Source organism: Shewanella sp. SM20, assembly GCF_025654545.1.
Taxonomy (GTDB): domain Bacteria; phylum Pseudomonadota; class Gammaproteobacteria; order Enterobacterales; family Shewanellaceae; genus Shewanella; species Shewanella oncorhynchi.
In genome coordinates this window covers 13,416-32,604 of sequence record NZ_JAKKRK010000027.1, presented here as the reverse complement: position 1 = coordinate 32,604, position 19,189 = coordinate 13,416, and the positions used below count along the sequence as shown (strand labels likewise).

Below are 19,189 nucleotides of genomic sequence, written 5' to 3'. Positions count from 1 at the left end.
CTATGGACGCTGTGATTCGATAAAGCGAGCTAAGCTGGCAACACTGTGGAAATGGGCCTTAGTGGCATCCGAATTGGCTTCGATTTTGACATCAAATTTTTTCTTGATGGCTAAGCCGAGCTCGAGGGCGTCGATAGAATCTAAGCCTAAACCTTCGCCAAATAGCGGCGCATCGGTTTCAATATCATCAATGCTGACGTCTTCTAGATCGAGACAGTCGATGATTAACTGCTTTATTTCATTGTTTAAGTTCATAATTATTTTCGAGTTGTTGTTTATAGTAATGTTCAAGATCCCGCGTCAGCTGCCGGGCCATTTTTGCATGCTCACCTAAAGCCGCTTGGTACTTCTGGTAAGAAACGATTGTGCCGATTTCAACGGCCATTCCCATGGTTTGCCTTGGGATTTCATACCAAGGTTGCTCCTTTGTCAAACCACGCACATTGGTACGTAGCACCACAGGTAAAATATCCGCTTCAGCCCTTAAGGCTATATTGGCAGCGCCGCGGGCAAAGTGGTTAATGGTCGCACCGACCACCGTACGCGTGCCCTCGGGGAAGATGATTAAATTGGTGCCTCTTGCGAGCACTTCGCGGCAATCCTCTAGCATGAGTTTGGCGCCGCGATTGGGAATATAACCCGCGCAGGACACCACACCACGCAAAAATGGATTACGCCACAAAGCTTGTTTGACTATGCAGCCCGCATTGGGCATGAGACTTATCAATACCACCACATCGACTAAACTGGGGTGGTTGGCAATGACGATAACGCCTTTGGCATCATGTAATTTTTGGGCATCGTGGCTGCTGACCTTAATCACACCAGCCCAAGTGAGCATAGCGACAAAGCCTTTGAACATTAAATGCACGGCCTTTTGTACCCGAATAATCCGCGCCTCTGGTGTGCCTGGCCAAAAACGCAGTAGCGGCAGAATGGTCAAGGAGCTTAATAAGCCGCCTAAGCCAAAGGCGATATAACAACTCACGCCACCTAGCCAACGTGGCACATAATTCAGCCCTTTGCGGCGAGTTTCCGGCAGGGTATAAGCGGCATTGAGCATTGAATCTTCATGGCCCTTAGCGGCATGATGGCTGTGGGCTGCATCAAACATGCTCAAGTCTCCAATGCCATTGGGATAAGCAGCCTGAAATATTTTGCGCCGTCGCTAGGGCGTGGATAAATGCACCATAGGTCAGCGGATTTAAAGCTGTTGCCTTAGAAATGCGGCTCACCGTGAGCTTGGCCGAAGCGGGTGTATCGAAGGGCGCGAGCTGTAGGCCTAGGGCTAAAGGTAATTCAAATTCTTGGGTAAACTCATCGTACACTGGTGGCACTGGATCATCACCGAAGACTAATAACAATGGCTCTGGCGATTGATGTAATTGGGCGAAGGCTTCGACCATAGCTTGGGACAGGGTTTCGGTGCCCGCCGCAACTGAGGTTGAAGGCGCGGTATTGGCCGCCATTATGCCAAAAATGCCGCTGGCGGTGTTGTGCACCGACTGACTAAAACCTAAGGGCGATAAGGGCTGTTTGGCGATAATGTCTTCGAGCAGGCCAATGGTGCGCTGTAACTCTCCATGGCGCGAGGCAAAAATAGAGCGACAATTTGCAGGCATTTCGCACTGAAAACTCACCTCTAACATCATCTTAGTCAAGCGACTAAAACGGCGGCGCTGCATGGCGGGAATTTGTTTGAGTGCGGGAGCGGTGGTATCCGACTGTGGTGGCGTATCGAGATTGAGCTCAGCCGAACTCTCGCACCAAGTTTGCCAACTTTGATGGTGCTGATATTGGGGGGCCCAAGCGCCCCAAGAGAGAATGCTGAATGTTAGTTGCACTACTTTGCCTCGACACTAAATTTAAGCTGTCTTAGTTATCCCTAACTAAGTTAGAACATTAATGGATTGTCATACCATAGTGAGGAGTATACGCGTTAGAAGAATGACGCTCGAAATGCCCTCTACAGCGTGGTCATTCTACACTATGCCCCTTCTTTTTATGAAGCCATTTGCATTGTGCGGGTTAACGGAATGGGATCAAGTGCTGTGATTTACAGCACTTATTCGACATTGAGTAACAAACATCGCAGTGGCTATCTGATTTCGCAGACGCTTTAACTTACAGGTTAAAATGAAAAAAGGCGCACTGAGCGCCTTTTGGCATGAGCTTGATAACCTATTGCGACAATTGATTCTCGATTTTACGCAGCGCTACTTTCAACTTGCGAGTATTTTCTGGACCCATACGGATCAACAGTTTTTGGGCACTGGGTAGTGCCTCTAAGTTAGGGTCAACGAATTGATAGTTAACGCTAATTGAATTCAGCTCAATCGGATCTTCAATAATAGGTGCTGCGAGTAACATTTTAATCGCTTGCAGCATTCTGTCGTTAAATTTGGCGTTGCTGTAGCCGAGTTCGGTAAAGGCTTCCTCTAGGAGCGGCGTCAGTTGCTTGTAAGTTGTGATTAAGCTCTGTTCGTCCATTTTGGCAATCGAGTCAACATAGGCATCGTATCTGTGGAAACCCTCAGGATTTAAATACACTTTGTTGGTGATTTCTGAGACTGAGAACAGCTTCTCTGGTCCTTTAAGTGGGCTAACTTTACGGGTTAATTCACCCTGAGCTAGGTTATCCACGAATACCACAAATTGGCGGACGAGATCTTGCTGCACTAACGAAGAACTCAGCACATTGTTATTGATCATGGCGAGGGCTTTTTGTTGCACAAATGCATCACTTTCAGCCAGCACAGGCACAGGTTCTACGACAACTTCAGGCTCTGCCACTGCAGTGGTTTGAGTGCTATTGGTGTTCGTTTCTGTAACGGCAGGCGTCGTCTCAGTGGTTTCAGACTCTGGCGCACTTTCGAGCGTCATAGGTTCAGATGGCGGTGTTTCAGGCAATACAATAGGGGCGTTAGGGATGAGTTTAGGTGAGTCAGAATCACCGCTGTAGTAATAATATCCTCCGGCAGAAAGTAGCACGACGAGCACTATCGCAAAAAGCGCAAAGCGATTGCTGCTAGAAGAAGTCTCTTGAGGTGTTATTCTATCATCTTGATTAACTTGCATTTTATATCCTTCGCTTGAGTGTCAAGGTAACTTGGTGAATACATGCAGCTAACATTAAAGTGCAAGAGCGGGCTATTTGAAGGCCGCAGGTTCATTTTGCAAGTTTCCATGCGCTTGTCTATAGCGCTTAGCTGAACATAAACAATTTATTTCGAGTAAAGGCAGATGTTACGCCTCGTTCTTTACCCTTTAATATTTACGGCCTAAGCCTGCACATAGTGCTGTCTGTGCCCGAGCCAACGTAAAATAATTGCATCGACTTTTTCGGGAGCTTGCGCCATTACATGGCTCGCTAATTTCTGAATGTGTGGGATCAAAGCTTGATCGCGCACCAGATCGGCAATTTTGAGCTCAGCCAGTCCCGTCTGCTTAGTGCCAAGCACTTCACCTGGGCCACGAATTTCTAAATCTTTCTGCGCTATGATGAAACCATCATTGCTTTGTCTGAGTACACTCAGTCTTTGGGTGGCGGTATGGCTCAACGGCGCCTTGTAGAGTAACACACAATGGCTTGCGATGGCGCCTCGACCGACTCGTCCGCGCAGTTGATGTAGTTGTGCTAGACCTAAACGTTCAGGGTTTTCAATGATCATCAGGCTGGCATTAGGCACGTCGACGCCCACTTCAATCACGGTTGTCGCTACCAGTAGATGAATAATACCAGCCTTAAAGTCGGCCATGATTTGCTGTTTCTCGGCGCTCTTTAATCTGCCATGCACTAGGCCAATATTGAGCTCGGGCAGGGCGAGGCGCAGTTCTTCGGCTGTGTCTTCGGCGGCTTGGCATTCGAGCACTTCGGATTCTTCAATCAGAGTACACACCCAATAGGCCTGACGTTGGTCGGTGATGACGGCGTTACGCACCCGTTCAAGCACTTCGTTACGGCGTAAATCAGCAATCGCCACTGTGGTCACTGGAGTTCGTCCCGGCGGCAGTTCATCGATAATGGACGTGTCGAGATCTGCATAGGCCGTCATCGCCAGCGTGCGGGGAATAGGTGTGGCTGTCATGATCAATTGATGCGGGTGGAAACCTTGGTTCACGCCCTTTTCCCGCAGGCCTAAGCGTTGGTGTACGCCGAATCTGTGTTGCTCATCGATAATAATTAACGCGAGTTTGCTAAAGACTACATGCTGCTGGAAGATGGCATGGGTACCAATCACCATCTGGGCTGCGCCAGATTCAATATCCGCAAGGGATTGGGTTCTGGCCTTGCCTTTAAGTTTTCCCGCCAGCCAACCTACCTTAAGTCCGAGTGGCTCAAACCAAGCGGCAAAGTTAGTTGCATGTTGCTCGGCCAATAACTCGGTCGGTGCCATCATGGCAACTTGATAACCGTTTTCAATCGCTTGTAATGCCGCCATCGCCGCGACTAAGGTTTTGCCCGAGCCAACATCCCCTTGCACTAAGCGCATCATAGGGTGCGGTTTTTCTAAATCTTTGCCTATATCAGCCACGACTCTTTGCTGGGCGCCAGTCGGCTTAAAGGGCAAAGCCGCGAGGAAGGGATTGAGCAACTGCCCCGTGGCCTGCATGGTGACAGCGGCATCTAAATTACTGCGCTGCCTTAGGCGTAACATGCTGAGATTGTGGGCGAGTAATTCTTCCTGCACGAGTCGTTGCTGGGCTGGGTGTTGACCTAGCTCTAAATCGAACTGAGAGATCCCCGCAGGAGGGCGATGTAGCGTCTGCAGCGCTTGTTTAAGGCTGATGTTGTTAGGTTGCAATTGTGGTGGCAGAAGTTCAGTTAAGCCACCCTCTTCCAGCAATACCAAGGCTTGCTCCGTCAGCTTTAGCCAACTCGCCTGTTTTAAGCCCTCAGTCGTGGGATAAATCGGCGTTAGGGTATCACTCAGGTGAACATCTTCACCGGGATACACCACTTTATATTCTGGATGCACTATCTCAGCTTGATGACTACCACGGCGCACTTCACCATAGGCGCGGATCATCAAACCATTTTGCATGGCATTACGCTGAGCAACGGAAAAGTTAAAGAAGCGCAGGCTTAAGCTGCCCGTATCGTCGCGCACATTGCAGACCAGCATGCGCTTGCGGCCTTGGATGATTTGTGTCGATTGGATTTCAGCTTCTATAGTGCCATAACCGCCTAGGCTGAGGGCGGCAATGGGATAGATTTGGGTTCTATCTTCGTAGCGCAGGGGTAAGTGAAACAGCAGATCTTGTACTGTTGTGATGCCGAGCTTTGCGAGTTTCTCCGCGACCTTTTTGGCGACGCCTTTGAGGTCGGTGATCGGAACAAGATCCAATTGCTGCAAGTCGTTAGCACTCAATCACTGTGAATTTATACATATATTAACAGAGAATAAGCGTAAGGCAATCTCAAGGGGAATTAGGGTGTTATCAAATTTTGTTTGGAAGCATAGCTAATATCCTTCTGTGGCCTTAAGACCACAAAATTGTTGATAAGATATCATTAGGCTGAAAGCGTGGTTAACTGTGAGTGTTATTACAACCAGCCTTTTTGCTTGGCAATGCGGGCTGCATCGATTCGATTACTGGCATTGAGTTTGGCTATGGCTTCAGAGAGGTAGTTGCGAACAGTCCCTTCAGCGATAAAAAGAGTTTCGGCGATGTCGGAGGTGGATTTGCCTTCGCTAGCGAGGCGAAGAGCGCGGCGTTCTTTGTCGTTGAGCGGGTCGACATCGCCAATCGCCATCATGGCAAGTTCAGGATCTATCACTCGTTTTCCAGCCATTACTTGTTGAATCGCGTTGACTAAGGTTTCCGAGGGCGCATCTTTAAGCAGAAAGCCGCCCACACCCGCTTCGATGGCACGTTTAATATAGCCCGCACGGCCGAAGGTGGTAATGACCACTATCTTGGTTTGGCTATGTTGCTCCTTTAACCATGTGGCCAGCTCTAAGCCTGTGCGGCCGGGCATTTCGATATCCGTTAGCAAGAGATCAAAGCTTTGCTGTTTGAGTAAGCTTAGAGCTTCGTCGCCGTCACTCGCTTGGGTGATACTAAAACCCCCTGCAAGCGTGAGGAGTGCGGCGAGTGCTCCTCGCACCATAGCTTGATCTTCCGCCAATAAAATCTTCATTAATGTGTTGCTCCCTGCAAAGGTAAACTGACGGTAAATGTATATCCCTGTTCGAGATTATAGCTCAAGCTGCCGCCTAAACTGTCGAGACGCTCGCGTATACCAGTGAGGCCATTACCCTCTATAAAAGGTTTGGCCACGGCATTGTCTTTGACTTCGAGCAGCAGGCGATCTGATTGCTTAGAAAAGTGGATAGAGCATTCACTTGCACCGCTATGGCGAAGAATATTATTAATGAGTTCGGTGAGGATCAAACTCAGTTGGCTTTCTGTGGTTGCACCTAGCTTGGGTAGCTCACCACTGAGCTCGACACTTAAGCCTTTATCCCTTAAGGATTTACAAAGCTGCGTCACGCAACTCTCTAGGCCCTTGTGTTTGTAGTCTGACACTGTGTGGCGGATCTGGCTTAAACTTTCCCTCGCAATTTGTCCTAGCTCAGTCAATTGGGTTGATGCGAGTTCATATTCTTGTTTTGCGATAAGCTTTTCGGCTAGCTCAGCCTTAAGGGCGATGGAAGATAGGCTATGCCCCATAATGTCGTGTAGATCCCGCGCGATACGTTCACGCTCAAGCATAGTGGCCAAGGTGGTAATTTCTTGGGCACTTTGCTGTTCTTTCAATTTATGTCGATAACGTCTGCGTTCGGCGACACCAAACATGCCCACGCCGAGCACTAATCCCGAGCCGTAAAGCGGAAAGTAGTAACTGTTAAAGTGGTAAATCTCATTGAGGGCAAACAACAGGCCGATGAGGGCTGCAATAGCCAACAGACAGGTCCGGAGGGGATAAAAAAAGCCAATGAAGAAGGCGGCAAAGGTAAATAGCGAGATAGAGCCTGGGTTGATTGGTGTGATCGCTATTGCTATGGCCACCATAATGAGAATGGGCAGATAGGCGCTACGGCTATTGCACTTATAGGTCCAAAAATAACTGGCAATAAAAGGGATTAACACGGCAAAACTGAGGGCGATTTTCCAGCTTGGATAGGGATTTATGGCAAGTGGGATCAGATAAAACACTAAGTTTATCAAATACACCCAAGCAAGTTTTCGTTCGAGCTGAAGGGGAGTGCTTATCATGATGCCTCTGTGTCACTGAGTTGGTTGTTCAATGCCCACCGATGGCATCTGTTTTAATTTATTCTTTTTAGGGATTGGCGCTATCGTCAGCGCCATAGATCCCCGTTAACAACTTTGTCTATTTTGCACTTAATTGCTGATTTTGTTGAAGCAAAAATTTTGCCCAACCGTAATCTGCTTGTACTTTGATCGCTTGTTGCCAATCTTCAATCGCCCCTTGGCTATCGCCTAATTCCTGTTTAGCGAGCCCGCGCCACGTGTAAGCTTCGGCTTCACCCCAGCAAATATTGTCGCAAGGCTGGGCGAATCTTTCTATGGCCGTAGTGGCTAAGGTCTTAGCATTTTGCATGCTGCCGCCAAACATAGCTGGCGTGTTATAGGCGGCGATGGCTTTAACCAATGCGACCCGTGGATTTTGTGGTTCTAATTGTTCGGCACTGGCAATCGCCTTGGCGGATTTCATGCCGAGCGTTGCACCTTTACTATTATCTAAGGCGATTTGCATGCCATAAACCGACGATAACAGCGCAAGGGATTCTGCATTCGCTTGGCTGGTTTCGAGTGCTTCTAATGTGGTTTGCGCTGTAGTCAGTGCGCTGCTAGCGAGCGTTTTCTGCCCCATTACATTGGCACTGATGGCTAAGCGATAGTTCGCATAGGCTTTATCATAATCTTGAGTGCTGCCGCTAAGTTGTTGTAATTGATTTATATTAATCGCATTCGAGGCTGCATCTACGTTGGTGATGTTAGTGTTTGATGGCGTTGCTGCAAACGAGTGAGTACTGATAAGTATAAAGCTGGAGGCGAGGAGTAATGTTTTCATGGTATTTCCTTATTGAGTGAGTTTCCCAATGTTTGGGTACGGGCTCATTATCAGAAATTCGATAGAAGAAGTGCAGACACAAAGGTCATGGCTTTGGCATGACAAATGTCATCAGTTGAGTTATTTGCTTATATTCTTTATTAGGTGTGCTTTAAAGAAAGTGCGTGATTAATAAAGGGGACAATACCTAGAGAGCAAAACACCGGAGAGGCTCCGGTGTTTTTTTATCGTAAATGAGCAGCTAAGTGTTATACCACAGCTTGAGTGCTCGCTTGGTTTATTAGGTAGCCCAAGTAACCTAAGTAGCACAGTAGTAATACTGAACCTTCACGGCGGCCAATACGAAATCCTGTCCAAGCGAAAGGTAAAATCATGATGGCAAATGCCAACATCACTATGAAATCAAAGGGTTGGAAGCCAAGTGATGATACCGGCTGTACTATTGCAGTAATACCTAAAATACCCAAAATATTGAATATGTTAGAACCAACAACGTTACCTATGGCTATGTCACTCTGACCTTTCAGTGCCGCTAGAACAGAAGTTACTAACTCTGGCATACTGGTACCAATCGCCACGATCGTTAAGCCGATAATGACTTCACTGATACCGAAGGTCTTGGCTAAATCTACCGCGCCGTTGACAAACAAAATACCGCCACCGACTAACATACCAATACCGACTAAGATAAATAGGGCTGAAAGTAGCGGATTATTTGGACCTGCTTCAATCTCTTCCTCTTCATTACCATTTTTCGAGCTGATGTAACTAAAGGCTAAATAACCGAACAGTAGTGACAGCAATATCACACCGTCAATTAGGCTGAGCTCGCCATCTAACAAGAGTGCCCAGAACAACATGGAAGCCAATATCATCAAAGGGATATCACGCTTTACGACTTGAGATTGCACTTGAATAGGGCGGATAAGTGCCGTGATGGCTAAAATCAAACCTATGTTAGCAATGTTAGAGCCAATAACGTTACCTAAGGCGATACCGCTGTTTCCTGCTAGAGCAGATTTTACACTCACAGCCAGTTCTGGTGCGCTAGTACCAAAGGCTACAATAGTTAAGCCTATGATAAGTGGCGTAATACCTAAACGTAGAGCGATTGAACTCGCGCCACGCACTAGGGCTTCTGCGCCTAAGGTTAAAATAATAAAACCGCCAATAATCGATAGTGTAATTAGCATCGTTAGACTCTGTTAAACCTAATATTGAATGGAAAAGTACAAGGGAATTGCCCCTTGGCCGACTGGCGCACATGATACGTGGTTTTATCGGATTTTGACAGAATATGTCATAAAAAAGCACACCCTAGGCGTGCTTAGTTTTAGCTGATGACCATGCTCGCCAACTGATTGTTTGGCCTAGTTATTTTTGAGTTAATTCATCTTCCCAGCGGACTTGGGCGCCACGAATGCCGTCAACTCGTTCGCTAAAGGCTTTTTCAAGCACATGGCGTTTGATTTTGAGGGTAGGCGTGAGCGCATCATTCTCAATCGTCCAAGGATCACTGACCACGACAATCGCATCGACATGTTCGTGTGACTCTAAGTGCGGATTAACGCTATCGAGTGTCGCTTTGAGTGAGGTGCGGACTTCTTCACGGGCTTGTAGATTTGCCCCTTCGGATAACTGCACTAGTGCGACGGGATGCGGCAGACCAGAACCAATCACGCAGATCAGTTCAACATGGGGATCCTGCGCCAATTTACGTTCGATAGGCACGGGCGCTACATATTTGCCCTTGGCGGTTTTAAAGTTGTCTTTTACACGGCCAGTAATAGTGACACAACCATCGGCATCAATTGAGCACAAATCGCCTGTGTGGAAGAAACCATCAGCATCGAATGCCGCTGCAGTAGCTTCAGGCTGCAGATAATAAGCTGTCATTAATCCCGGGCTCTTGAGCAGTAGCTCACCATCCTCGCCTTGGCGGATCTGGCAATCCTCAACTGGGCGGCCAACAGTACCAATTTTACGCGCATCAAAAGGATAGTTGATGATCGAATAGGCACAGTTTTCTGTCATACCCCAAGCTTCGCAGATATTAAGACCAATACTGTGATACCAGTGGATCAGTGATGGCGGAATTGGCGCCGAGCCAGAGCCGAGTAGACGACAATGGTTCAAGCCTAAACCCTTATGGATTTTGTATTTCACAAAGCTGCTAAGCAGTGGGATTTTCAGCAATAGATTAAGTTTACTGACCCCAATTTTGTCGATAATGTTTTTCTGAAACAGGCTCCATAACCGTGGTACCGAGAAGAATACCGTTGGTTTTGCCCGTTGAACATCGACAACGAAGGAGTCGAGACTTTCAACGAAAGCCACCACACTACCTGAGTAGAAGGATGATCCTTCAATCGCAACGCGCTCAGTGATGTGGGCTAAGGGTAAATAGGATAAAAGTCTATCGTCGCCATCGGTGCGCAGGTCACGGACGACCGCTTGGCAAGTCCAGCCATAGCTGGCGAAGGTTTGAATCGCGCCCTTAGGTTGGCCAGTCGAGCCAGAGGTATAGATGAGTGTCATCACTTGATCTGGAGTAGGCAGCGGGGCGTTAACTAAGGGGTAGCCTAGTTTAAGCAATTGTTCCCATTGATATTGTGCTGGCATCGTATCATAGGGCATGGCAAGGCGTAGTAGCTCGCCGCCGACACCAGCCTCTTGGTCAGCCCAATGGTCAAGCTTGCCGAGAAAAATGGCTTTTGCGCCACTGTGTTGCAGCACATAGCGAATAGTATCTGTGTTGGCGGTAGGATAAATAGGTACGCTGACATAGCCGCCGTGCATCAACGCGAGGTCGGTGATAAACCATTCGGCACAGTTTTTAGAGAGAACGGCAATTTTATCACCACGCTCTAAGCCTAAGTGATGTAAGGCACCGGCAAGTTGTTGAACTTTTTCTTGAACTTCAGCCCAAGTAAAATCAAGGAATTGACCCTTGATCGGTTGGCGTAAATAGACTTGGTCCCCCTGAGTATTAGCCCAGTGCGCCAGCATTTCAATTGGCGTCTTAATCGCTGTATCCATTGGCAATTCCCTGTTATTTATTGTTCTTTTGGCTGTACCCAGTATGGCGAGTTTTGTGAGCTCGCGCAAATAGTTTACAAGATTGTAAAATATGAGAATGGAGCGCAAAGCCTACAAGTTGAGTGTTATACCAATCGTATTAAATATCTGTTCATTCAGCGGGAGTTCAACGCGCTTTAGACAAGGCGAAGGCTTGAAGGCATAGTGGTGCTCTGTCGAAAGCCTTAAACGCAGTATAAAGCACGTTGCCATGTAGTGAACATCAGCCGCCCTTCGGGAGCCACACAGGCATCCCACTCCGGTGTTGCATTGACTTAAAAGGGAATAACCATTTCTGCGTCAATGCGCCTTGGATTGAAATGCCTGTGAGGCTCTGAACTGATTAGATATTTAATGTGATTGGTATGAAAGCAAGATGAAGAGAGTGGCGAGCGGGGGATTGGATTGTGTTGGCAACAAAAAGGCGCCGTAGCGCCTTTTCGTTTATAGAAGGTGAAATGCTAGCGCTTACAGCTCCATCACGCCGTCCATTTCAACTTGAGAATCCTTCGGCAATTGCTTCACGCCGATAGCAGCACGGGCTGGGTATGGCTGGCTGAAGTAACGGCTCATGATTTCATTCACTTTAGCGAAGTGGCTTAAATCAATCAGGAAGATGTTGAGCTTAACGATATCGTTGATTGAACCACCCGCAGCAGTACAAACTGCCGTCAGGTTTTCAAATACTTGCACGACTTGCGCTTCAAAATCATCGCTGACAATTTGCATTGTGCTTGGCACAAGCGGGATCTGGCCAGATAAATACACTGTGCTGCCGACTTTAACCGCTTGTGAATAAGTGCCTATGGCCGCTGGGGCGTTTTCGGTCGCTATGATGATTTTTTCTGCCATGACGCTCTCTCTAGTGTTGAGTTAATTAACGATTACGGGATGTGCGCAGTACTTCGGGCAGTACCCTAATTCGGCGCATCACGTTGGCTAAATGGATCCTGTCTTTCACCGAAATCCGCAGGTTGATCAAATACACGCGACCATCACGTTCTTCAGTGCTGAGGTTGTGAATGTTTGAACCTTCGGCGGCAATGATCGAGGTGATCTTCGCCAGTGCACCTTGGTGGTTAACAATTTCGACCCGCAGATTAGCTTGGTAATCAACGCCTTCAACATTATCCCATTGTACGGGAATATACTTGTCTGGCTCGCCTTGATAACCACGAATATTGGCGCAGTTTTCCATGTGTACCACTAAGCCCTTACCTTGGCTCACGTGGGCAATCACGGCATCGCCAGGGATTGGGCGGCAACAGTTCGCGAAGGTAACGAGCATGCCTTCAGCGCCACGAATTGGCATCATGTGGCCGTCGCGGCTTTCTTGATTCTCAAGATTATCGCCAATCAAACGCTGGGCGATAACGATGCTCATGGCATTGCCAAGGCCGATGTCGGCGAGCAGCGAATCGAGCGTCGTATGTTTAGTATCGCGGATCACTTTTTCAATCTGCTCAGGCGCAATGCTGTCGAGTTTAGTTTTGCCTAGCGCATGGTTGAGCAGGCGGCGACCGAGTGCAATCGCATCATCACCTTTAAGGCTTTTCAGCACTTGGCGGATTTTAGCGCGAGCTTTACCGGTTACCACAAAGTTCAGCCAAGCGGCATTAGGACGGGCGCCTTTAGCGGTAATGATTTCAACGGTTTGGCCTGAAATTAACGGCTGGCTAAGCGGATACGCTTGGCGGTTAACACGGGCGCCGACACAAGTATTACCTACGTCCGTATGCACTTCGTAGGCAAAGTCTACCGCAGTGGCATTGACGGGTAATTCCAGAATGCGACCTTCAGGGGTGAACACATAAATCTCTTCAGGGAAGAGTTCCGTCTTCACGTTTTCAACGAATTCGAATGAGGTGCTAGCGCTTTGTTGTAGCTCCAACAAGCTTTGCATCCACTTACGGGCACGCACTTGAGTCGTCGTGCCTTGGCCTGTTTGTGCACCGCCTTTGTAGGCCCAGTGTGCGGCAACCCCTTTGTCGGCCATCTGATCCATATCTTCGGTACGAATTTGGATCTCAACGGGCACGCCGTGTGGACCAAACAAAGAGGTATGGAGTGACTGATAGCCGTTGGCTTTAGGGATAGCAATATAATCTTTGAAACGACCGGGACGAGGCTTGTACAGTCCATGCATGGCGCCGAGTACGCGATAACAAGTGTCGATGGAATCGACTATCACCCTAAAGGCGTAGATATCCATCACTTCTTGGAATTGCAGTTCTTTACTCTGCATCTTGTTATAGATGGAGTAGAGGTTTTTCTCGCGACCTTTAACTTTCCCTGGAATACCTGCATCGTTTAAGCGCGTATACACAGCGGCTTCAATGCCTTGGATCAATTCTTTGCGATTGCCACGGGCGGCTTTAACGACTTCTTTAAGCACCCGATATCGCATGGGATAATAAGCTTGGAAACCTAAGTCTTCTAACTCTGTCTTGATGTTATGGATACCGAGACGGTTAGCGATGGGCGCGTAGATTTCTAAGGTTTCGCGGGCGATACGGCGACGTTTGTCGGGACGCAGTGCGCCTAAGGTACGCATGTTGTGGGTTCTATCGGCAAGCTTGATGAGGATAACGCGGATATCCTGCGTCATCGCCATCATCATTTTACGGAAGTTTTCAGCCTGAGCTTCTTTCTTGTCGCGAAATTTAAGCTTATCGAGTTTTGACACGCCTTCGACGAGTTCGGCCACCGCGACACCGAATAGTTCGGCTAAATCGTCTTTGGTGACATGGGTATCTTCGATGGTGTCATGGAGCAGTGCTGCCATCAGCGTCTCATGATCAAGACGCATGTCAGCAAGGATGCGGGCAACCGCAACCGGATGAGTAATATAAGGTTCGCCACTCGTGCGCATTTGCCCTTCGTGGGCATCGCGCGCAATCTGGTACGCCTGCTTGAGCAATTCTACCTGTTCAGGTTCTAAGTAACCGGAAGCAGACTCCTTTAGACCTTCAAACAGATACAAGTGGCAGCTCTCCTTTTACCTAAATAGGTTTTTACTCAAAAACTATAATGAACGACCTTCAGCAATGGCTGCAACCGCTGCAATTTCAGCGGCTTCACGTTCACGTACCGTTTGACGCTCATCGGCATCTAAGGTGTGAGCATTAACTAAACCTAGTTCGATTTCACGCAGGGCGATAACCGTGGGTTTGTCGTTCATCTCTTCAACCATAGGGTCTTTACCCTGCACGGCGATTTGGCGAGCACGACGCGCCGCAACCAAGATCATATCAAAACGGTTGCCGATTTGTTCTACGGCGTCTTCTACAGTTACGCGAGCCATGTGTTGAAACTCCAGTTTATCTAGGGAAAAAATGACGCAAAATTGTACACTATGACAGCTATCCTGCCAACAGATCGTGAAGCATATCATTTTGCGCGTGGATCTGACTAGCACCTGTTAAGCGCTGACTGCGAATGATGGCACGCAAATCGGCTAAGGCAGTGTCAAAATCGTCGTTGACGATAATAAAATCATATTCTTTATAGTGGGACATTTCCGATACGGCTTGTGCCATACGGCTGGCGATAACATCGCTACTGTCTTGTCCGCGACCAGTGAGGCGGCGCTCTAGCTCGGCTTTAGAGGGTGGTAGAATAAACACACCAACGGCTTCTGGCATCACGGCTTTAACTTGTTCGGCACCTTGCCAGTCGATATCGAGGAAAACATCGATACCTTGGGTGAGCGTATGCTCGATCACATGGCGCGAGGTACCATAGTAATTGCCGAACACTTCTGCCCATTCAAAAAAGGCATTTTCAGCAATTAAGGCTTTGAATTGCTCAACATTAACGAAGTGATAGTGTTGACCATCAACTTCACCTGGGCGTGGTGCGCGGGTGGTATGAGATACCGAAACCTGCATGTCGGCTGGCTTGTCTTTAAGCAAGGCTGAAATCAACGAGGATTTACCTGCGCCACTTGGCGCCGACACAATAAATAAATTTCCGCGTGCGGTCATGAGCTAAATATCCAATGGGTTAACGCAAGAAGGGCCCAGAAAGCCGAGTATTATACCGATTTTGACCATAGAAATACTAGGGCTTGTTGGCTGGCAATTTAAGCCTATTTTAGATTTACTTCGATATTATGTGCATTTTTATCCGACTTGGGTCGTAGGCACTGACAATTGCGGGTAAATTGGTTACGCTCGTGCGAATAAGGCAATGAGTGTCTTTTTGTATCTCGTTTTTACAACAATAAAGGAAGGGTCGTGCTGTTAAAATCTCTTTTCTGCCTTCACGGGCGTGATTCTCGTCCCCGTTTTGTTGCAATCAGTGTTGGCGTTTATGTCTGTATTGCATTTGCAGCCGCTGCTTTTGGGGCTAATTTTCTGATGTATTTGCTGGCATTGTTGGGTCTACCTTTATTAGGGCTCACCAGTTTGCGTCGTTTGGCCGATGCCGATAAGTCAAAAGGCTTGATTGGCGTATTTCTATTGCCGTTAATAATTTTTATCGGCCTGTTAGCGGCCGGTGTGCATATTGCCTTAATTGGATTGAGTTTAGTGTTAGCCGCGGGACTGACATTTTGGGGCTGGCGCTTTCCTGCACCAACGATAGTGGATTATCGCTACGGTTATTTCGGTCCTGAGCTGGATGCACCAACATCACAGGCAATGCCTAGGCGCCGTGTGGAACCGACTATCGTTCCTAAAACCATCGCACCTAAAACCATAGATCCTAAAATCGTAGATCCTAAAACTATAGACCCTAAAGCCATGGCATCTAAAACTGCCATAGATCCTAACATCATTGACCCTAAACCTATTGTTGCTCAAGACGTTGCCGTAAGACAATCGGCAAAATCTACCTCTCATATTCAAGCACAACCTCAAGCTGAAAGGCATGAACCACATGTTGAGCAGCTTCATGCCCAAACCATTAGCGCTGAGACTGTGTCTGAGCCAGAGGTCGATTTATCGACCCATGTTGAATCTGTTTTAACATCGCCGAGGATTGGGCCGAGTGTTAGCGCGGCGGAGGCAGAGCGAGAGGTGTTGCGTCAAGATGAGCTGCGCTTTGATGCGTTAACTCGAATGACGCAGAATCCTGCCGATTTTGTGATACCAGACAGCCATGCGGATTTCCGTCCTGCTAATACTAGCCGCGTTGAACAGACCCACATTGAGTTGGTCGATGTCGATGTGGACAATGTTGATTTGAAACATGTCGACTTTACTGCGGCGCAATTAGATCCTGCCGAGCGTAGTACTGAACCCGGTTGGCGTTTTACCGTCGAAGAAGATGACGAGCCTGACAGCTTTAACGATAGAGATCATGCCGAAGAAGTGCGTCAGCGCCGCGCCGAAGCAAAAGATTCTGGTTCGATGACCGAGCTATTTCGTGGTTTATTTGAGTTTTTGGCGCCACTGAAGCGTTTCTTTGTGTTGCCTAAGATTAAACTGCCGAAAGTGGAACGCCGTTATTGGCGCCCAGCAGGAATTGGCTGTGGTGTGGTGCTCTTGATTGCCTTGGTGTGGGGCCTTTGGCCAAATGGCGACGCAGAAACGGGTGATGGTGCAGAAGTTGTCACAGTTAACGCGATTGCTCCCTATGCGGGTGAGCGGGTGACGCTTGCGTTACCGGACGGTTTTTCTGTGGCGCTGGAGGATGATATCTTGATCATGCGTTGGCTCGGTGAGAAAGGTAAAGCACAAAACCTGTGGTCCTTAGCGACGGCAAAGGGAGATAAAACTTGCAGCGTCTTATCCTTTAACAATGGCACTGACTATCGCCCTGTGACTGTGGATCTGAAAGCGGATTCCGCTTCAGAGGCACGATTCTCACCACTCGACACTCAGGCCATCATTATTGACCTCGCCCGTCGAGGTAATATTAGCCTGTGTGGTTATAAGTTCAGTCTTAAGGGCAGCCAAGCGATATTGGAACAAAATCGCACCTTTGGCGATTATATTGCTCGTTAAAAAGTCTGCTGCTAAGTCGATAAAAATTCTGCTTAAATGCTAGTCACAATTAGAGGGGTAGATTACACTTTTGCTCCTCTTTTTCTCAAACCGTACTTTAGGTTGTTTAGGTCGCTGCGGTTTGGGGAAACACCTTTAAATTTGAACTGAATATATCAATCCAGCATGAATACAGAATTGACCTTAGTCATTATGGCTGCGGGGCTAGGTAGTCGTTTTGGCGGCGATAAGCAATTGGCGGCACTCGGCCCCGCGGGTGAACCCATGTTGGTGCTATCAATCATGTCGGCCATTCGCAGTGGTTTTCAGCGTGCTGTGCTGGTGATCCGTCCAGAGTTAGAAAGTGAATTAACTGAGATCCTGACACGATTTTTGCCAGCCGATTTTGAATATCATTTTTGCTATCAAGTCTTAACGGATTTACCCGAAGCGGCGCAGTTGGCGGATCTTAGCCACAGACTTAAACCTTGGGGCACGGCCCATGCACTCTGGAGTGCGCGCCATCTCGTTAAAGGGCCAATGGCCGTTATCAATGCCGATGATTTTTATGGTGATAGTGCTTTTGCTTCCTTAGCCAAAGGCTTAAGCACTAGGCCAACTGAGTGGATGATGGTGGCCTATCCCATAGAACTCACGTTGTCGGAGTACGGTGGCGTTAACCGTGGTTTGTGTCAGGTTGAAAATGGTCAGCTTAAATCGGTCGCCGAATGGCTCAATATCGCCGAGCAAGCAGGCCACTTAATGGGTGATGGCCCGCAGGGTCATGCTAATTTGCCGGCGCACTCCTTGGTCTCTATGACATGCTGGGGCTTCTCCCCAAACATATTTGATGTTATTAAACGTGAATTAACCGAATTTATCGGGCAACAGGGTCAACAACCTAAGTCTGAATGCTATTTACCCGCCATAGTACAAGCGGGAATTGAGCAAGGTTTGCCTGTGTATGTCGATGTTGCCTGTGAGCCATGGCTTGGCGTGACTTATCCGCAGGACACTGTCTGGGTAAAACAAAAATTAACGGAGTTATTGAGTGATTAAACTCATCAGGCAGTCAGTGTTGCCTCATTTTGGTATTGAATCTGCCGAGGCGAAAATTTCTGCCCTCGGTAATGGCCACATTAATGACACCCTTTTAGTGCGCTGGCCTGCGGGCGAATTGGTATTGCAGCGAATTAACACTGAGGTATTTAAAACACCCAACGCTTTGGTCTGCAATGCCGATAAAATTAGCCATCATTTATGCGCTAAGTCATTGCAGCAACAATACGGCCTTAAAGTCGTTAGCCCATGTTTAACCCAAGAGGGTGAGCTGGCTATCGATTTAGGCGAGCAAGGATTTTGGCGTGCGATCAGTTACTTGCCCCATAGTCTTAGCATTGAAGTGGTTAAGTCGGAACAAGAAGCGGAAATGGCGGCCAAGGCCTTTGGGCATTTTGCCTCTGCCTTGAGTGATTTTGATGCGACAGAGCTTGAAGATGTGATCCCTCAATTTCACCATTTACCGGGACGCATGGCCTTACTAAAGCAGGCCGCTGAACTCGATAGTCAACATCGTTTAGCGCTCTGCCGTCATTGGGTCGATTACGCGTTATCTCAGCAGGCTTTGCTGGATGAACTTGCAGAAATATCACCAAAGCTGCCGCTACGAATTTGTCATAACGACACTAAAATCAATAACATGCTTTTTGATAAACGTGACATGTCCAGCATGGCGATTATCGATTTAGATACCTGTATGAAAGGTCATCTTATGTATGACTTCGGCGACATGGTACGCACTTTCTGCTCGCCAGAGGAGGAGGACTCTACGGCCTTGGATAAAGTCCAAGTTCGCCAAGACATCTTCGCCGCAATTTGCCGTGGCTACTTGAGCGAGTTGGGTGACGTTTTAACGGAAGACGAAAAGCGCAGTCTGTGGCTCGGTGCTCGGGTGATTTGTTTGATGATAGGTGTGCGTTTTTTAACGGATTATCTTAACGGTGATGTGTATTTTCACATCCACCGCGAAGGCCATAATTTAGACCGCGCCGCCAACCAGTTTACCTTGTACCAAAGCTTGCTCGACCAAGAGGCTGTGCTTAAAGCTAATTTCTAATTCAGCGCTTGGATATCT

At 47.9% G+C, this 19,189-nt stretch carries 17 protein-coding genes; 3 read left to right on the top strand and 14 right to left on the bottom strand.

Translation table 11 applies throughout. The features are described 5' to 3' along the window. The 14 genes from L5M18_RS12680 to gmk form a co-directional block, all read right to left on the bottom strand. The gene (locus L5M18_RS12680; protein WP_011787697.1) at window positions 1–255 is read right to left on the bottom strand and encodes a phosphopantetheine-binding protein; all 255 of its coding nucleotides are present in this window, start codon (window positions 253–255) and stop codon (window positions 1–3) included. Then, window positions 239–1,114 carry a lysophospholipid acyltransferase family protein gene (locus tag L5M18_RS12675; protein ID WP_263197167.1) on the bottom strand — a complete coding sequence of 292 codons (876 nt, stop codon included), beginning with the start codon at window positions 1,112–1,114 and terminating at the stop codon, window positions 239–241. Before L5M18_RS12675 ends, L5M18_RS12680 begins: the two co-directional genes overlap by 17 nt. Beyond that, window positions 1,107–1,844 (bottom strand): beta-ketoacyl synthase chain length factor, encoded by a 738-nt coding sequence (locus L5M18_RS12670; protein ID WP_263197166.1) that lies wholly within the window; start codon window positions 1,842–1,844, stop codon window positions 1,107–1,109. Before L5M18_RS12670 ends, L5M18_RS12675 begins: the two co-directional genes overlap by 8 nt. A 337-nt stretch (window positions 1,845–2,181) precedes the next feature. After that, entirely contained in the window at window positions 2,182–3,078 is an 897-nt protein-coding gene (locus L5M18_RS12665; RefSeq protein WP_263197164.1) for a DUF3014 domain-containing protein, read from the bottom strand. A 203-nt stretch (window positions 3,079–3,281) separates the two neighbouring features. Then, window positions 3,282–5,357: an ATP-dependent DNA helicase RecG gene (gene recG / locus L5M18_RS12660; RefSeq protein ID WP_263197163.1), complete on the bottom strand. Its 2,076-nt coding sequence runs from the start codon at window positions 5,355–5,357 to the stop codon at window positions 3,282–3,284. A 191-nt stretch (window positions 5,358–5,548) separates the two neighbouring features. Beyond that, complete coding sequence (locus tag L5M18_RS12655) at window positions 5,549–6,145, bottom strand: DNA-binding response regulator (protein ID WP_113941110.1); 597 nt, start codon at window positions 6,143–6,145, stop codon at window positions 5,549–5,551. After that, entirely contained in the window at window positions 6,145–7,224 is a 1,080-nt protein-coding gene (locus tag L5M18_RS12650) for a sensor histidine kinase (protein WP_263197161.1), read from the bottom strand. Before L5M18_RS12650 ends, L5M18_RS12655 begins: the two co-directional genes overlap by 1 nt. Before the next feature lie 118 nt (window positions 7,225–7,342). Continuing rightward, a complete protein-coding gene (locus L5M18_RS12645; RefSeq protein ID WP_263197159.1) occupies window positions 7,343–8,047 on the bottom strand; it encodes a tetratricopeptide repeat protein in 705 nt (234 codons plus the stop codon). 248 nt (window positions 8,048–8,295) lie between these two features. Next, window positions 8,296–9,240, bottom strand: coding sequence for a calcium/sodium antiporter (locus L5M18_RS12640; protein ID WP_105251158.1), 945 nt, complete (start codon window positions 9,238–9,240; stop codon window positions 8,296–8,298). A 181-nt stretch (window positions 9,241–9,421) separates the two neighbouring features. Next, window positions 9,422–11,086, bottom strand: coding sequence for an AMP-binding protein (locus tag L5M18_RS12635; protein ID WP_212600293.1), 1,665 nt, complete (start codon window positions 11,084–11,086; stop codon window positions 9,422–9,424). Window positions 11,087–11,593: 507 nt separating this feature from the next. Beyond that, window positions 11,594–11,977 (bottom strand): RidA family protein, encoded by a 384-nt coding sequence (locus L5M18_RS12630; protein WP_006079838.1) that lies wholly within the window; start codon window positions 11,975–11,977, stop codon window positions 11,594–11,596. Window positions 11,978–12,002: 25 nt separating this feature from the next. Beyond that, window positions 12,003–14,108, bottom strand: coding sequence for a bifunctional GTP diphosphokinase/guanosine-3',5'-bis pyrophosphate 3'-pyrophosphohydrolase (spoT, locus tag L5M18_RS12625; RefSeq protein WP_105251161.1), 2,106 nt, complete (start codon window positions 14,106–14,108; stop codon window positions 12,003–12,005). Between the two features lie 42 nt (window positions 14,109–14,150). After that, a complete protein-coding gene (gene rpoZ, locus L5M18_RS12620; RefSeq protein ID WP_007651394.1) occupies window positions 14,151–14,429 on the bottom strand; it encodes a DNA-directed RNA polymerase subunit omega in 279 nt (92 codons plus the stop codon). A 58-nt stretch (window positions 14,430–14,487) separates the two neighbouring features. Further along, window positions 14,488–15,111, bottom strand: coding sequence for a guanylate kinase (gene gmk, locus L5M18_RS12615; protein ID WP_105251162.1), 624 nt, complete (start codon window positions 15,109–15,111; stop codon window positions 14,488–14,490). A 252-nt stretch (window positions 15,112–15,363) separates the two neighbouring features. On the opposite strand from gmk, the gene L5M18_RS12610 reads away from it, so the two are divergent. The 3 genes from L5M18_RS12610 (at window position 15,364) to L5M18_RS12600 (ending at window position 19,171) form a co-directional block, all read left to right on the top strand. Continuing rightward, entirely contained in the window at window positions 15,364–17,076 is a 1,713-nt protein-coding gene (locus tag L5M18_RS12610) for a hypothetical protein (RefSeq protein WP_263197158.1), read from the top strand. Between the two features lie 165 nt (window positions 17,077–17,241). After that, a complete protein-coding gene (locus L5M18_RS12605) occupies window positions 17,242–18,114 on the top strand; it encodes an NTP transferase domain-containing protein (protein ID WP_263197156.1) in 873 nt (290 codons plus the stop codon). Continuing rightward, on the top strand, window positions 18,107–19,171 hold the full coding sequence (locus L5M18_RS12600) for a phosphotransferase enzyme family protein (protein ID WP_168826533.1): 1,065 nt from the start codon (window positions 18,107–18,109) through the stop codon (window positions 19,169–19,171). Before L5M18_RS12605 ends, L5M18_RS12600 begins: the two co-directional genes overlap by 8 nt. Window positions 19,172–19,189: the final 18 nt, after the last annotated feature.

Excerpts from the sequence above, each read along its gene's own strand:
- L5M18_RS12680 (WP_011787697.1), bottom strand. The coding sequence starts at position 255 with ATGAACTTAAACAATGAAATAAAGCAGTTAATCATCGACTGTCTCGAT.
- L5M18_RS12675 (WP_263197167.1), bottom strand. The coding sequence starts at position 1,114 with ATGTTTGATGCAGCCCACAGCCATCATGCCGCTAAGGGCCATGAAGAT.
- L5M18_RS12665 (WP_263197164.1), bottom strand. The coding sequence starts at position 3,078 with ATGCAAGTTAATCAAGATGATAGAATAACACCTCAAGAGACTTCTTCT.
- L5M18_RS12655 (WP_113941110.1), bottom strand. The coding sequence starts at position 6,145 with ATGAAGATTTTATTGGCGGAAGATCAAGCTATGGTGCGAGGAGCACTC.
- L5M18_RS12650 (WP_263197161.1), bottom strand. The coding sequence starts at position 7,224 with ATGATAAGCACTCCCCTTCAGCTCGAACGAAAACTTGCTTGGGTGTAT.
- L5M18_RS12645 (WP_263197159.1), bottom strand. The coding sequence starts at position 8,047 with ATGAAAACATTACTCCTCGCCTCCAGCTTTATACTTATCAGTACTCAC.
- L5M18_RS12640 (WP_105251158.1), bottom strand. The coding sequence starts at position 9,240 with ATGCTAATTACACTATCGATTATTGGCGGTTTTATTATTTTAACCTTA.
- L5M18_RS12635 (WP_212600293.1), bottom strand. The coding sequence starts at position 11,086 with ATGGATACAGCGATTAAGACGCCAATTGAAATGCTGGCGCACTGGGCT.
- L5M18_RS12630 (WP_006079838.1), bottom strand. The coding sequence starts at position 11,977 with ATGGCAGAAAAAATCATCATAGCGACCGAAAACGCCCCAGCGGCCATA.
- rpoZ (WP_007651394.1), bottom strand. The coding sequence starts at position 14,429 with ATGGCTCGCGTAACTGTAGAAGACGCCGTAGAACAAATCGGCAACCGT.
- gmk (WP_105251162.1), bottom strand. The coding sequence starts at position 15,111 with ATGACCGCACGCGGAAATTTATTTATTGTGTCGGCGCCAAGTGGCGCA.
- L5M18_RS12605 (WP_263197156.1), top strand. The coding sequence starts at position 17,242 with ATGAATACAGAATTGACCTTAGTCATTATGGCTGCGGGGCTAGGTAGT.